This window comes from Lacibacter sediminis, from assembly GCF_014168535.1.
Lineage (GTDB): Bacteria > Bacteroidota > Bacteroidia > Chitinophagales > Chitinophagaceae > Lacibacter > Lacibacter sediminis.
In genome coordinates this window covers 2,308,841-2,324,688 of sequence record NZ_CP060007.1, presented here as the reverse complement: position 1 = coordinate 2,324,688, position 15,848 = coordinate 2,308,841, and the positions used below count along the sequence as shown (strand labels likewise).

The following is a 15,848-nucleotide window of genomic DNA, read 5'->3' as shown; positions in this document are numbered from 1 at the left end:
CTTATTTTTTCATTAAGGTTTACGCATATTACAGGTTTTGCAAAGGGGCTTCGACTTATAGTTTTTTACCAAATCCAAATAAGTAGGACTTTTTAATACATCTGCAATTGACGTGTGCTCAATATTTCCAAATTCGCCTAACGATTTTCGAAGATTATCCGGTGCACAGCACGGTGAAATTTTTCCAGTTGCTGAAATCCAAAGCTCTTTCGTAAGAAAGGGACATTCGTAATGCCAAGGAACTTCTGAATTTTCGTCTTCAGTTAATGGAATAATATTTTCTAAAAGCACTCTTTCACCATTTGGTTTCCGATATTTCTCCTGAGCCTGGTATGCGTGTTTCACATATTCATTCCACTGTGTTATACTTTCAACTGATGCTTTCATTGAAAGATCTGTTATTTCATCAAAGTGCGCCCAAAGCTGATGCCCCTTCACTCTATCTACACCGAGGGAAGCAGCCAACTTTATGATCTCTGCTAACTCGTGCATATTGTTTCGCATAAAAGTCAGTTGGAAAGTAACCCGGCAGAAGTAACCAGTATTTTCAAAGTATTCATCACGGTATTTGATAAACCCTTTTACATTTTCAATTGCCTTTTCAAAGTCTATGCCCATCATTATTTTTTCAGATGTTTCTTTCGTTGCTCCATTCCAACTAATTTTTACATCCGTGGTATTGGGCACAATCAGTTTTGCCCATTCTTCAACTGTTTTTTTAGGAAAAGTGCCATTTGTAGTGAGATTGATTTTTATATTTTTCTGCTCTGCCAGTTCAAATATTTTATCAAATTCCTTGTAAAGCAAAGGTTCACCCATAGTAGAAGGAATAATTTCTTTTACTCCTAATTTTTCTGCCTGCAGAAAAATATCTTCCACTGTTGCAAACTTCATTCGTCTACGTTTTACACCAGTTTCTTTGAAGAGTGTTGGAATAAAATCACTATAAGGACTGTGTTCCTCACACATAATACATTTTAGATTGCAATCTTCTGGGTTAGTGTCAATGGTGATACGCCAAAGGTTTTTTGGAAAAGTGAAGCGATTGTAAATTTTCTCTAATTCTTTGCAATGGTTTATAATATCTGGAACACTGCCATTATCAGAAAATAAGTACCCTTTCTGACCATACTCTTTCAGTAAATGTGGGTTTTCGATCGCAAACTTCATTTGCTCTGCCAGTGAATTTGTATTGCGGTGTTCAAATAAAAGTCCGTTTACCTGATGGTGAACATATTCCTTCATTCCACCAAAATCGGCGGTGATCACAGGGATTTTACAAGCTTGTGCTTCGTGAATTACCAAGGGTGAATTTTCTGCCCAGATACTGGGGACTACAATACAATCCACCTTGGAGAAAACATCGTTTGCTAAATTGTGATTGATGTATTCACCTGCAAACTCAATTTTATTGATTGAATTTGCTGCAAGCAATTTTAAAGCATCTGCGCTTTGTCCATTTTGCCTTCCGTAAATTTTGAGTGTTGCGGGTGAATCAATTTGATTAAAGGCTTCAATGAGTTGATTTACTCCTTTAGCAGGTATTAGTGTTCCAATGTACCCGAAGGTAAAATTCGTATTGTCTTTTGATTTTTCGGTTTGGGTTAAATATTCGGTTGGGAAACCATAATCCAGGTAAATGATTTTGTTTTCAGGCACTGAAAACTCATTTATAAATCTGGTACGCAGATAATTTGAGGGGGCAATAAACAAATCAACTTTATTAATGAGTGCCTTTGTTTCAGCCATTCGCTGCTTTATCCATGAACTCCAATGCTGAATATCTTGCACTTCATGTTCTTCCCTGCCACTGAAATAAACTTTATAACAGTTTGTCGCACATTTGTTGTCTTGTTGCCCGGAACACAATTGAAAGTTATTTTCATTTCCAATACCTCTTGTGAGAAATTGCCCCCTTAGGCACATAAGCCAAAAATCGTGAAGCGTAAAAACAATTGGTATACTAAGTTTATTAAGCTCATCCACCAAACCCGTGGAGAGATGATTAAGATGGCCAATATGAGCAATATCCGGTTTGATTTCAGCGATAAGATTTCCAAAATGAGCATCCATTTCTTTGTGTCTGTAGCCGTCTTTTCCTTGCGGATTATTTACGAAATAGAAATCCAGGTTATCACTTTTGATTTCTTTCCTAACACTAAAATCCGGCTTGTATGGATTTTCTTCTCTTGTGAATACAGAGACTTTATGATATTTTGAAAGCTCATTACAGATCGACTGGCTGTAAACTTCCGAACCTGCATTATAGTTTGGCGGGTATCCGTGAATGATTTTGAGGATATGCATTAATTCAAAATTTGAATGTAGTAATTCTGCTTCTTTATGACATGAGTTAATACGTTTGAGAAGAACGCCCTCTCCAACTGCCCATCTTTAATTGTTAGGCATAGGTTTGGCAATTCCATTTCAATAGGGAAAGAAAGCCTATGCCTAACAAGCCATTGATATCTAGCAATTATGACTGTATTTTTTTTCAATGGAGCTTTCTTAGCAGAAGCCAACATTGCCTTAATTGCGGACTGGCTGGGAATTGCCTTCGCAGCTTTACATTCATTATTAGGGTTGATTGAGAATCTTGTCGTAATCATTTTGATGAATTTGATATGTATCCAAATCTCGATCGAATTACAGTGGAATAGTAGTATGGGGAAATATTTCTCCCTATTTTTGTCAAATATTTGCCAATAAAAATGAACGAAATCTTGGACACAGGAGGAGCTTTAAGGACAGAAGCATATAAAAAACTGAAAGTATTCCTTGTTAACCCTGGGAAATTTTGTCTTATTATCCTTGGGGAAAGAGGAACTGGTAAACATTACGCTATTGAAAGTGTGTATAAAGATATTAGTCTAACTCATACAAAAGAAGATTGTACTGTTACATTAGAATTTTTATCTGCATCCAAAGTTCCTAGCAATGAAAAAGAAATAGATGACTTATTTAAAAAAAATGAAAACGGAATATTAGTAATTGAAGATGTAGAGCAGCTTACGGACGAAAAACAGGAATTACTTTTTGCAGCACTGTCAACAACTGACGGGAAATTCGGATTCAATGACAAGTTCAATATCCGGATAGTTTTTACTTCAGCTAAAGATGTAGATGCATTAAGGGAAGATAAAAATCAATTACAGGGTATTTTTTGGGATCGCATAAGTCAATTGGTAGTAGAGTTCCCATCATACAAAGATGAGGCCTACAATATACACAACGACTTTAAGTCAACTTGGATAAAAATGAAGTTTGATAAAATCCTCCGCTATAAACATTTTTCAGATTTGCCTAAAAACATTGCATTGAACAGATTTCTCGAAGAGTATGCTGATAAGTTTGACGGTGGATTTCGTGATTTAGACAAACTCACTTGTATGTATTTTAATTACCGGATTTTACGCTACGGGGCGATAAGAAAAATTACGGAGGAAATTGAAAAGAAAATTGTTCAAGATATTAAAAATGACTTTATAGGTAAATCACAATTACATAGTCATTCCGGTAATGATTTAAGTATATTTCAAATTAAGCCTGGTTATATAATGGATGACCTAATAGGTCAATTTAAAATTCAACTAAAAAAATGGGGTAAAAAAGAGTACGGAACAATATCACTAGCAGAAAAAAAACTAGGGTTAGGTCAGGGTACAATGAAAAATTGGACAGAGAAAAAGGTAACAAAGACACACAGAGCAATTTTTAACAAACCCAAGTAAGAATTATCACCTTATATCGTCGAATCATTTATGCATTCGATCAGCTGATTACCAAATTTTATCTCTCAATTTTACGAATATCCTATTATGAAGATCTAGAATACCAGTCAGCTTAACCAAAACTCAACTTTATTCTAGAGGAATTTTGAAAATAAGGGTGGATAAGGTATATTCAAACCTTTAACCCTTATGAACGTAACTGCCTTTATTGATCTTGAGATAAATGGTCAACAAATTTAACATAAATGGGCTGCAAATTATCTGGCCGGAAAGCCAAAAAATATTGATGTATTACTTGAGTAGTGAATACGAAAAACAAAAAAAAGATTAGATGAATAGCTGCGCCAACGCTTTTCTCCACTTTGCTATTATCTTAATAACATTTTGACTAAATTTCATTTTGAAAACCAATAAATAACAAATATGGCATACACAGCCGAAATTAGCAGAACCAACCCTAGTTGTTTTCTATTTCTTATTGATCAATCGGGCTCAATGAGTGACAACTTTGTGGCAACCCAAAAACCCAAATCACAAGCGGTAGCTGATGCCATAAATAAGCTTTTACAACAACTTGTAATTAAATGTGCAAAATCAGAGGGCGTGAGAGACTACTACCACATTGGCGTTATCGGGTATAATGCAGATGGCGTAAAACCAGCATTTACTGGGGCAATTGCTGGTAAAGAATTAGTGCCAATTTCTGAAATTGCAAAAACGCCTGCAAGAGTTGAAGAACGTAACAAGAAAATTGATGATGGCGCAGGAGGCTTAATCACTACTACTATTAAATTTCCTATTTGGTTTGATGCAATCAACAACGGAGGAACGCCAATGAAAGAAGCATTTCAAAAAGCCAATGGAATTATTGACAGTTGGTTGGCTGACCATCCGGATTGCTTTCCCCCAGTTGTTATAAATATTACAGATGGGGAAAGTACTGATGGCAGTCCGATAGAAGAAATGGACAAATTAAAAGGCAAAGCATCATCAGATGGTAGTGTAATACTATTTAATATTCACGCATCAGCACGTGCAAATAACATTATCTCATTTTGTGGTTCTTCAACTACACTCCCTGACCAATATGCAGAAATGCTTTTTCAAGGTGCGTCACCACTTCCAGAGTTTATGATGACTGTCGGCAAACAAGAATATGGATTAAATCTCGCAGAAGATGCTAGGGCATTTGTTTTAAATGCAGACCCTGAGTTATTAATCACTGCAATTGATATTGGAACAAGACCAAGTAATGCTCTTGCTTTAAGATAATGCTAACATATAAAGCAAAAACATATAGTACTTGCAAAAAAGGCAATTCCGAAAATGAAAATGAAGATGCTTTTATATTAACTTACCCCAATGATGAAAGCGTCCTGAAAATTGCAGTTTCAGACGGTGCAACCGAAAGCTCGTTCTCCCAAGAATGGGCAGAACTGCTAGTGCAGTACTTTTCCATATTTGAATTTAATAATGATACATTTTTCGTTGAAATATATCCTTCTGTAAGAAAACAATGGCTCGAAAAAGTCCATAAGCGAGATTTGCCTTGGTATGCTCAAGAAAAGTTAGAAATGGGGGCATTTGCAACGCTAATCGGAACATCCATTTCTCTTTTATCAGGTTATTGCAGCATATCTGCCATAGGGGATAGTAACATTATTATTTATAGAGAAGGACAAGTTGTTTTAAAATTCCCTCTTGAAAAAGCAAGTGATTTTGGTTCCTCGCCATTCTTATTAAGTAGTGTTCAAGAAAGAAATAACCGCATTGATAAATTTTTCTTTTCCCAAGAAATATATAAAATTCAAAAGGGAGACTTAGTGTTTATTGGTTCAGATGCAATTTCTCAATGGATTTTGTGGCAAGAGGAAAATAGTTTGAATGCTTACCAAACATTATTGGCTTTATTTTCAGGAGAATTAGATTTTGTAAACTGGCTTAATGAACAGCGTAGTGAGAATAGAATTAAAAATGATGATACAACCATAGTGCTTTTAAAATTTGAATAATGGCTTTACCTAAAGGTGACCAATATAACGAAGCAGTACAAAATCCAAGAGTTTCATTTGCAGATACAGAATTGAAAACTGCAAAAGTAGAAACAGGTATGTTTGATCTTCCCAAACCTTATTCAGGAGGATTTACTGTTACATTCAAGCTTCAAACACCTACGACGAATTATGCTGTTCGCTGCTTTACTAGAGATATATCTGATATACAAAGACGATACCAAGCGATATCAAGTTTCTTTGCATCTAAGCCTTCAAGGTATTTTGTCGAAGCAAAATATTTGAAAGATGGCATAAGGGTGTCAGGGACGTTCTTTCCAGTCATTAAAATGAAGTGGATGGAGGGAGAGCCTTTAAATTTTTACCTAGAAAACAATCGTAACAATAAAGCCAAGTTGCAAACATTGCTCAGTGACTTCTTAAATATGGTTGCCGAGTTGGAAAGTTTTGGAATTGCACATGGTGACTTACAACAAGGCAATATCATCGTTAAAAACGATCGTTTATTTCTTATTGATTACGATGGAATGTATTTGCCAACATTAAGCGGTTTAAAATCAAATGAATTAGGACATCCAAATTTTCAACACCCCCAACGCTCAGCAAATCATTATAGCGCAAGAATTGACAGGTTTTCTTCAATTGTTATTTATTTAAGTTTAAGAGCATTAATTGCTAAACCAGCACTTTGGAAATATCATAATGGCGAAAATATAATCCTGAAAAGTCAGGACATTGCAGACTTAAACAATTCTCCTGCTATTACAGAACTTAATTCGATTGCGGAAATAAAACCATTGGTGGAACGTTTTGTTGGAATTTGTCATCTTGATTTTGATAAAGTCCCATCGTTAAATGAGTTTATTTCCGGCAGCTTTAATTATGATAAGAACAAGGTTGGTAAAATAGCAGTTAAAAATTCCCAATACGATGTCTTAGATGCTAAAATGAAAGGCACTATTTTGGAGCATTTCGGCGAAAAAGTAGAAGTTATAGGATATATATCGAATCAGTATAAAGGAATTACACGACTAGGTAGTTCATATTACTTTCTAAATGTAGGGAGCTACCCTAATCAAACATTTACACTAACAGTCTGGTCTGAAGGGATAGCCGCATTATCCTCTGCTGGCAAATCGCCTACCTCATTAGTTAATAAATGGGTATCTGCAATCGGAATAATAACAAGTTATGCGGAGCGACCTCAAATGATTATTGATTCGGCCTCACAAATTCAAATCCTAAACAATGAACAGGAAGCTAAAGATAGACTTAGCTTGAAAAAAATAAGTCCAGGTATCGGATCAAGAAATGCAAAACATAAATCTGTTCTTGAACAAATACAAGAAAGAAAGAAAATACAGGATAAAGAAGCTGAAGTTTTTAATAATATATATAAAAATATCCCGGCCACACCCACCGCACAAACTTCTCCTACATCAAAGCCAAAACCTACACCGCCAGCTCAGCACACGACAAAAAGTCAAACAAATCAACCAATATCACAAACATCAAACAAAACGACTTCAACTTCTACAACGGAAAATGAAGGCTGTTCTGTTGGAATTGTTGTTGCTGCTATTTTTGGTTTTATTGGAGCTGGTATTACTGAAAACGTTGGCGGTTTCATTGCAGGTGCAATAGGTGGCTTTATTTTATACTCAATCTTTACAACTGATTAACTGTATTAATCAGTTGTAAAGATTCTCAGCCGACTTAGTAACTATTTTGATAACTAGCTGTTTTATTGAGCATCCTGAAAAACGATAGCACTTATTCACTTCAGAAATCTGATATTTTCAAAAAAGACATGATCAAATACTAACAGACATTTTAAAACACATTCCCCAAGGAATCTTATAAAGTAGCTAAATACATGCCCATTAATACACAAGCCATCCTAAAGCATTACAGAAAACGATTCCCATTTGAAAGGTTTTATGATAACCTGGTAAATAACATTGCAACCTGGCCTGCATATCACTTAAAGAGTGAAACTTTTTTGCAAGGCTATGAATCGCAAAATAAAACGACCCAACAGGCTGAAAAGATAATTACAGGAAGTAATGATATTCGTGTTGATCTTCCGGTTTGGTTCGGTAATCTTTCTTCACCAGTTCGAATTGCTGTTATGGGTTTAGAACCAAGGAACAGCGATCCGGACGGGATCCTGAATATTGAACGGGTTGGGCAATATGTTTTTGCAACACCATTTGCACTTGAACGACCAAGAGGACCTTATTACGCCGCCTTTCAAGATCTGTTGAATAGTAACAATTTGTTTGTCTATTTTACTGATGTGGTAAAATCCTATTTAGTATCGGGCGATAAGAAGAATGATGACAGGATTGCCCGACAATTATTCTGGAAAAGAGCAAAAGAAGAGGAGGCTTTTTTGGTTGAAGAACTTGCACTTATCAATCCAACGTTTATCATTGCATTAGGTAATGAAAGTTTTGCTTTTCTCAGTAAGCTTTTAAGCAATAAGTATCAGATACTAAAAATAAGACACCCATCGCAAGGTGGTGCAAGAATAGCCAGAGAGCAACTTGCAAAAATTCTTCAGCAGCCGTGAGGTTAGCAATGCATAGAACTTTAAATTTCCCTTCCACGGCATAAATAACTATTAAGTTAATGAAGAACCATTTAAACGACAAGTGGCTTTATGAAATAAATGCTGACAATTCAGCAAGATATCTTCTCGGTACCGTTGGGAAAAAACCATTGATTTGTTTCGGTATTAACCCCAGCACGGCTGAGCCAAATAAGCTTGATAGTACATTGAGATCAGTTGAAAGACTATGCATCTCAAACGGACATGATAGCTGGTTTATGTTGAACATCTACCCACAAAGAGCAACCAACCCAGACGGGCTACATCATGATCTTGATCTCAACCTTCACCAAAACAATCTAAAAATCATCAAGAGCTTATTCGAAGATTCTTCGCAACGAATTATTTGGGCAGCGTGGGGAACACTTATTGAGAAGCGCCCTTACTTAATACATTGTTTAGCGGATATATTAAAATGCACTCCGACTTTCAATACCAACTGGATCACCATTGGAAATATATCAAAAAAAGGCCACCCACACCATCCCTTATATCTCAGCTCAGCCAACAAACCAAAACCATTTGACATTCATAAATATGTCAAGGACAGAATTCGATGATTATTCTCATTACTAGTACACCATGTAAAACCTATTTTCCTCGCTTCCGCTCTTCCCATTCCTTAGCACACTGAATAATGTTATTTACGTATCGCTCACGTGAAATTTGAAATTGAGCCGGGTGATAAGCGTTAATAAACAGTTTTCCATTATTAAAAAAGTATTCCACCATATCAAACTTGGTTGTAACAGGATTACCCAAATCTTCCCGTATAACCGAAAAAGTATTTCCGCAAATGATGATATCCGGGTTCAGCAATTCAATCTGTTTATTCAGAATCGCTTTGTGTTTTTTGTAAGCATCATGAACATTCGTAATATCGGTTTTCTTGCCGGTTTCAGAAGGAAGTTTTTGAATATTTACCCATGCTATCTTCCCCAACACTTTAACCATTGATGGCTCATCTCGTATGTAGGACATTTCATCCCAATTGGAGAAATTATTCAGAATTCCATACGATGCATAAACCGCCGGCTGCCATGTACGACCTGAACTACCTTTAATCAGATCATTATAAAATCGATCGTAATCATCGATAAAAAAATCAGGCAATGACCATTCCCCCTCCCGCTCACCGCCGTCATAAGGTTCTTTCATCAACCAGAGAATTTTATAAGATGGATTCATGAAGTACTCCTCCGGGTTTAGTGCCCCGTCATAGATTGGAAATATTTCTTCCTCATTGTCAGAGTAAGCTTTTCTGATTTCATCGTTTAATAAAGCTATTTGATCTTGAAAGTTTTTTACATCGTTCATATATTAATCGTTTTTTAAAGTTTGGTAAAGTGTTCCTACCTGGTGCCGCTGATGTGCAAGAAAAATACTGTACTCGATCAATCGAACGCTTTGTCCAAACTGCTTCGACAGCTTGCGAAGAAGCACCAATAATTCTACCCATTCTGCAACACGAAATGCAGTACCTCTTTTATTCGTTTCTACAATCTTCATCTGGTGTAAAATCTGCCAGACTCTAATATCAATTACCCCATAACGCTTAGGATAAAGTAGTGTAAGAACAGCAGATGCCATTGGAATTGAAACGCCTTTTAGCAAAGTCAGCAGTCGCATTTTTTCTGTTTCATCTTTTACTTGAAACGCAGCTTTCGTAACCTTTCTAATCGTAGCTGCATGATTGGACTGAATGAGACGAATAGCTCTGGGAGATTTCCAGCGGCAAATCATTTCCAGCTCAGTTTTTGTAAGCCACCCTCGCCGTCTGGATGGTTGAAGCAAACGGGATAGGTTCACCGTGTGTTGATCATCTTCATCCGGAAGATTTTTTTGTATCAGCTCATTAATATTTTTGTACGGGAGTTTTTTTAAAGCCACTTTTAAAAGGTTTTAAATTAGGGCTCATTTAATGCCCATTGATAATAGCGTTGACGGTATGACTCTAAATCCTCTCCATCTAAGATTGGAAGTTCCTTTTTTGCCCATTCAGTACTTATTAATCCTGCTGGCGATGGTGATATCAATACAACTTCACGGTATGATCCGGTAAATGCTGATAATTCCTTCTTCACTTCTTGATCAAACTTATTCTTCACCCAGTTACTCGTGAACAGTATTGTTTGAATTGGATTATTTGTAAGTATCCGATTAATCACTTCTGTATTCCATTTGACAGGCACTAAATCGGAATCAGTAGCAGAATCCTTTTTTCTTGTTGTGGTCAATAAAATATCGCTTATAATCCATTTGTTTGTTGAAAGCCAATTTTTAAGCCCCTCCAAATGATCCGGCCAGCGTAACGCTAAATCTTTTGCAACAATAAACAGATCCCAGAAAGCATTGTCCTTGCTGCCATAAAAAAACTGCTCATCACATCTTGAGAGCCGGTTTGGATAGTCGGTAAATTTATTCGGAGGAAAGCTACCAAGGATTAACTGTGTAGCGTCATTATCTATCTCAGGGAATCTTTTCCAGGGATGAGTTTCAACCCTATTGTCCCATGACTGATGCTTTCTTGGTCTGCCTCGTTTCATGTGATTGAGCTAATAGTTATTAAATTTTACCTTCATCATATAATAGGTGATCATTCTCTTGCTCCAGATCCAGTCTATACGATTGCGTTGGTTTATTGTTTTCCCAATATTTGAGTGTATCCGACGTTACCTGCCGGTAATTGATTCCCAACTTCTCAAAATGTTTGATAGCGCATTTAATTTTTCTTTTTTCACTTGGCCATTGTAATTGCTCAGGAATCAAAGAACCTTTCGTTTCACGCACAAGATTGATCGACGTTTTGCCGTCTCTACTTTTCCTTAGTATTCCCCAATCAGGATTATAGTTCTTAATAATTTTAGGAATGCGTACTTTAAAGGTTGGCGGGAACTTGAAGTAACCAATAATATTTCCGCTTCTATCATCCTCAACTAAGATATTTGAAACAAAACGTTCTTCTACTCCTGAATCAATTTGAACAAAGTCATATAACGAATTGTCTGAACCATCAATCAATTCTTTTTGAGGAAACTTTTTTGTACTAGGGAACATTTCATCAAAATCGTACGTTTCCAATTCACCTGTTAGTTTGTATTCGATTCCCTCAGCAATATGATCTGCCAATTGTTCTTTTATTACTTCTATGAATTTGCTTGTAAAGCCTTCGGGATTCTTAAAAATATGCTTCTTTCTATCTTCTTCCATTCCTTTGAATATCTGCAATACAGTTGGCCTTGTAATACCTGTCTCTTTGCTAGTACGATCAATGATGTTAAAAACTGGATAACTGGTTTGCGCCTCCTGCTTGGTGATTGATTCTGACTGATGCCCTTTATTATCAGTGTGCAAAATATCGGATTCCAGAGAGAGTGATTCTCCGTTGCCGAAGTGAACTACACTATCTGATTTGTATTCTTTTATCTCAACAATTTTGTAACCGGAGAGGCGCTTACTTTTTTTGGTTCCAAAATCATACCCTACTTTATACCATTCACCTTTGATAACATTCTCAACCCCATTCGTATCTGAAATTGTAATATCGATCTGAGCTAACCCAACTGATACCTTATTTAGCTTGAAACGAAAAGTAGTTATAACAAACTTTCCCCTGGTAATGATAATCTGAGATTCCGGGAAAACAGTTTTCGGGCTGTTTAGTTTCGTGATACATTCCGTAATCAGTTTATCGGTATCGAGTTTTATTTCATAATCGGTTTTAAGTGCCAATAGATCCCAGAAGATTTTAAACTCTTTAGAATTGAATACTTTATCATTACGTTTTGCATCGCTTTTGCGGGCATTGCTAGGCTTGGTTGGTGCAACATCACCACTTTCACGATATTCTTTTTGCAGGTCATTACAATACTCTTCATAATGCTCATTAGCTATCACGGTTAATACATTCACACCTTCTTCCTGTACCCGTTCACCGTCTTGGTTTACACAGAGGCGAAGGCCACGACCAATCTCCTGCCTTTTACGATTTTCTGAGGTGGCCGTATTAAGGGTACAAATCTGAAAAACATTTGGATTATCCCAACCTTCTCTTAATGCTGAGTGAGCAAAAATGAATGAAACATTTTCTGAGAAATTCAACAGCACTTCTTTATTCTTCATGATGAGTTCGTACGCCTGTTTCTCTGCTTCTTTATCATCCTTTGTTTTGTCATTATTGAAAATAGCAGTGTCAACAAACTCTTCTTCCTTCTTTTTATTTTTCTTTTTAGCAAAATAACCTTGTCTCACTTGTCTTGCTTCAAGCTTGGCATAATGCTTATCTAAATGCTTTAATTTATCAAAGGCACTATCAAAAAGGTTTTTAATAATTCCATCATCCTGTACATAATTATCAACCCGATCAATAAAAAATAACGATAATACTTTTATCCCCTTATTTCTTAATGCTTTTTGACGCTCGATATGGTACTTAATGGTTTGTTCAATCTGTACTCTGAATATTTCTGTTTTAGATAGGGTAATGCCCTGCGTTTGATCATTCCCCAACGTAGAACCATTCGAGAACATTACCTGTTGCGTTTTCAGGTTTATATCTTCCACAAGAAACCCTTCAAAATCCGGATTCTTCGTTTTATCAAAAAGATCATCGTTCTTTTTGAGGGTGATTGACTTTAGTTGTTTAGCTCCGTTCACCATACAGTGAGCTTTCAGGGTTGCCTGAATTGTATTGCCATTTCTCACAACTTCTTCCAGTAAAACACTCAGGTCTTTATCATTTAGGTTGTGTTGCTCTGTTACACCTTCCACCTGTATTTTCTTTACGAGGTTTAGCTTAAATGCATCTACCGGGCTGAGGCGATAAATAAGGTTGGGTTTTTCTTTTGGTGTGGCAGAATAATTAACTGCAAATAAAGGATTGAGTGTTCGTAATGCCTCCCTGCTTTTAGGTGATAAATAATTCTGGCTTTCGTCCAGTATGTAAATCGGTTTTGTTTCCTGCAGGTATTGATAAGGCTTTTTTTCACCTGGTAATTTCTCTGTTGGCTTGTATAGGTTATTCGTTTTACTATTGAAAGCATCAATCGTCATGATCATGATGTTGATATAAGGATTGACTGCAAAATCTTTCACCTTACCAATCTGTTGGCCATCGTATTTGATGGCATTCATCGTAGTATTGCCATACAATGTTTTGAAATGCTCTTTGGTGATCTCGATCGTCTTATAAACACCTTCGTAAATTGCAATACTTGGCACTACAATGATGAATTTGCGGAAGCCATAACGCTTGTTAAGCTCAAAAACCGTTTTGAGATAAGCATAGGTTTTACCTGTACCGGTTTCCATCTCTACTGTAAAGCACGGAAAGCGGTGCGTATTATACCCATCAATATCGAGCATGGGACCATCATCTACATCTAACGCAAGACCTGGTTGCAAACTATTTGCTTCCTGTACTGCTTGTAGATTGTCTAATAGCCAGTTTTCTTCGAGATTATAAAAAGGCTCGATATTTGGAGCAATGTCAGAACTAAACTCATTCACGATTAGATTTTGCGAAAAGCCCTCAAACAAATTAACAACACTATTTACAGCAATGTTCTGATGCTCTTGGTTATTTTCAAATTTCAGTTTAATATTTTTTGCCATACCAGCAATTAGATAGTTTTGATTAAGCCCTTGTCTTGCAGTGTAACTTTATCCTGATCGTTTATGGCACTATCCAAACAAATGAAAATATCATCATCGTCTAGTTGAAGATTTTTTATTGTTTCAGCATATACATTTTTATCCAAACAGACAAGCAGTTTGTGTTCACAGAAATTGGAAGTAACCATCGTAACCTCATTTTTCTTATAATCACTTATTACTTCAATTTTGCTATCTAATGGAAATCCTTCAATCAAGAGAATTTCAGTAAGCAAGTTTTGCGGCTCCCAATCTTCAACAAGCGGAGTTGTATTGCTTTCAAATAACTTTTGTAACTCATTTAAGTCGCTTCCTGAATAGTTCTTCCAAATATTAAAATTTGATTTTTGCAACTTATAGATTTTAAATCCTTCATTGAATTGATTCGAAGCAAGTCTTAATCTTTCTTTTGTCAATTCTGATATTACTGTAGGTTTATTTTTTTCTTTTAGGTCTTTAGCCGCCCTCTTACCGTTTGAATCTTCAATAATTTCAGCTGGCATTTGAACACAGATGTATTTCCGTTTAAACCCTAATGAGTTGTTTAATTTCATAACAGCTTGTCCCGTTGTTCCAGAGCCAGCAAAAAAATCCAGATAAATTCCTTCTGGATCTTCCTTTTCATTTACAACAAAAGAAAAAAGGTATTCAATTAGTTTTACAGGTTTAACAAAACCGAATGGATTGTATCCGAACAAATCTGCGATATCCGCTGTCCCCTCTTGAGTAAAAGGGCCATTTAGAACAGAGAGTGGCTTTCCTTTTCGCTCTATTCCATTTTCATCTTTTAAATATTGTTTAGACCTAACACTATATGAGCCATCTTTTTGCTTATTAAATACGACTTCATTGCTTTCAATTGCCGATAAAAGTCGTTCTTGACTCCAAACCCATTGCTTATTAGGTACAATTTCTTCACCATCATAATAAATTGAATATTGAAGATTCGGCCTATCGCCAAGTGAATTAGTCATCAATGGTTGAGTGAAATACCCACCTCGTTTTTCATATTTGTCATCTTTTTTATTGTAAGCTTTTTTCGCTTCCTCGTCTAACGGAGATTCTAAATTGCTTATTAAAGTTTTTGAGTAACATAAAACATATTCGTGCACACTAATAAAGCCTCTTGTTTGAGCTCCTGCACCATATTTATTCTTCCAGCAAATTTGCTCTACAAAATTCTCTTCCCCAAAAACCTCATTCATAAGCATTCTAAGATTATAAATTTCGTTATCGTCTATACTTACAAATATCAACCCATCGTCACGTAAAAGATTTCTTGCTAAACGCAATCGTGGATACATCATATTTAGCCATTTAGAATGAAATCTCCCATCAGATTTGGAATTAATAGAAACAGGCTTTGCTTCTTCATCTAATTGCCCTGTCCTTTTCAAATATTCATCAATTGTTTCTGTAAAATCATCTTCATAGATAAAATCGTTTCCCGTATTATATGGAGGATCTATATAAATCATCTTGATTCTATTGGCGTAACTTTTTTGGAGAAGCTTTAGAACTTCCAAGTTCTCACCTTCAATAAAAATATTCCGTGTATTTTCCTCATCAACTCCCTCTCCTGGACAAGGAATCAATGTGCCTTCGCTCGGAGTACTGGCTATTTTACGGGCTGCTCTCTTCCCTGGCCAAAAGAGACCAAAATGTTCAGCGGCTATATCTTCCTCTTCTAAATATGTACCCAATGCCTCCTGCAGGGTTTCCCAATTTATTTTGCCATCAGCAAAAGCTTCCGGTGCAATTTGTTTTAATTGCTCTATGCGTTCTGCTTCAAAATGAAAAGCCGGCTTTACTCTTTCTATTGCCATGTTTAAATAATGT

12 protein-coding genes are annotated in these 15,848 nt (G+C 36.1%); 6 read left to right on the top strand and 6 right to left on the bottom strand.

The genetic code is table 11. The annotated features are described in order from the left end of the window. Positions 1-12: 12 nt before the first annotated feature. Positions 13-2,307 (bottom strand): glycosyltransferase, encoded by a 2,295-nt coding sequence (locus H4075_RS09985; RefSeq protein WP_182806369.1) that lies wholly within the window; start codon positions 2,305-2,307, stop codon positions 13-15. Between the two features lie 404 nt (positions 2,308-2,711). On the opposite strand from H4075_RS09985, the gene H4075_RS09980 reads away from it, so the two are divergent. From H4075_RS09980 to H4075_RS09955, 6 genes are all read left to right on the top strand, one after another. Then, positions 2,712-3,731, top strand: a complete 1,020-nt coding sequence (locus tag H4075_RS09980) for a P-loop NTPase family protein (protein WP_182806368.1) — start codon at positions 2,712-2,714, stop codon at positions 3,729-3,731. Between the two features lie 423 nt (positions 3,732-4,154). Then, on the top strand, positions 4,155-5,003 hold the full coding sequence (locus H4075_RS09975; RefSeq protein WP_182806367.1) for a vWA domain-containing protein: 849 nt from the start codon (positions 4,155-4,157) through the stop codon (positions 5,001-5,003). Then, positions 5,003-5,743 (top strand): PP2C family serine/threonine-protein phosphatase, encoded by a 741-nt coding sequence (locus H4075_RS09970; protein WP_182806366.1) that lies wholly within the window; start codon positions 5,003-5,005, stop codon positions 5,741-5,743. Before H4075_RS09975 ends, H4075_RS09970 begins: the two co-directional genes overlap by 1 nt. Beyond that, positions 5,743-7,425, top strand: a complete 1,683-nt coding sequence (locus H4075_RS09965; protein ID WP_182806365.1) for a BUD32 family EKC/KEOPS complex subunit — start codon at positions 5,743-5,745, stop codon at positions 7,423-7,425. The genes H4075_RS09970 and H4075_RS09965 overlap by 1 nt, the downstream gene beginning before the upstream one ends. A 194-nt stretch (positions 7,426-7,619) precedes the next feature. Continuing rightward, positions 7,620-8,318, top strand: coding sequence for a uracil-DNA glycosylase family protein (locus tag H4075_RS09960; RefSeq protein WP_182806364.1), 699 nt, complete (start codon positions 7,620-7,622; stop codon positions 8,316-8,318). 59 nt (positions 8,319-8,377) lie between these two features. Beyond that, positions 8,378-8,917: a DUF1643 domain-containing protein gene (locus H4075_RS09955; protein ID WP_182806363.1), complete on the top strand. Its 540-nt coding sequence runs from the start codon at positions 8,378-8,380 to the stop codon at positions 8,915-8,917. Positions 8,918-8,948: 31 nt separating this feature from the next. On the opposite strand, the gene H4075_RS09950 is transcribed toward H4075_RS09955, so the two are convergent. The 5 genes from H4075_RS09950 to H4075_RS09930 are packed head-to-tail and all read right to left on the bottom strand — an operon-like array spanning position 8,949 to position 15,835. Next, positions 8,949-9,674: a hypothetical protein gene (locus H4075_RS09950; RefSeq protein ID WP_182806362.1), complete on the bottom strand. Its 726-nt coding sequence runs from the start codon at positions 9,672-9,674 to the stop codon at positions 8,949-8,951. Positions 9,675-9,677: 3 nt separating this feature from the next. Continuing rightward, positions 9,678-10,247, bottom strand: coding sequence for a hypothetical protein (locus H4075_RS09945; RefSeq protein ID WP_182806361.1), 570 nt, complete (start codon positions 10,245-10,247; stop codon positions 9,678-9,680). A 17-nt stretch (positions 10,248-10,264) separates the two neighbouring features. After that, the gene (locus tag H4075_RS09940) at positions 10,265-10,903 is read right to left on the bottom strand and encodes a uracil-DNA glycosylase family protein (RefSeq protein ID WP_182806360.1); all 639 of its coding nucleotides are present in this window, start codon (positions 10,901-10,903) and stop codon (positions 10,265-10,267) included. A gap of 19 nt (positions 10,904-10,922) precedes the next feature. Continuing rightward, positions 10,923-13,970, bottom strand: a complete 3,048-nt coding sequence (locus H4075_RS09935) for a restriction endonuclease (protein ID WP_182806359.1) — start codon at positions 13,968-13,970, stop codon at positions 10,923-10,925. Between the two features lie 8 nt (positions 13,971-13,978). After that, complete coding sequence (locus H4075_RS09930) at positions 13,979-15,835, bottom strand: site-specific DNA-methyltransferase (protein WP_182806358.1); 1,857 nt, start codon at positions 15,833-15,835, stop codon at positions 13,979-13,981. Positions 15,836-15,848: the final 13 nt, after the last annotated feature.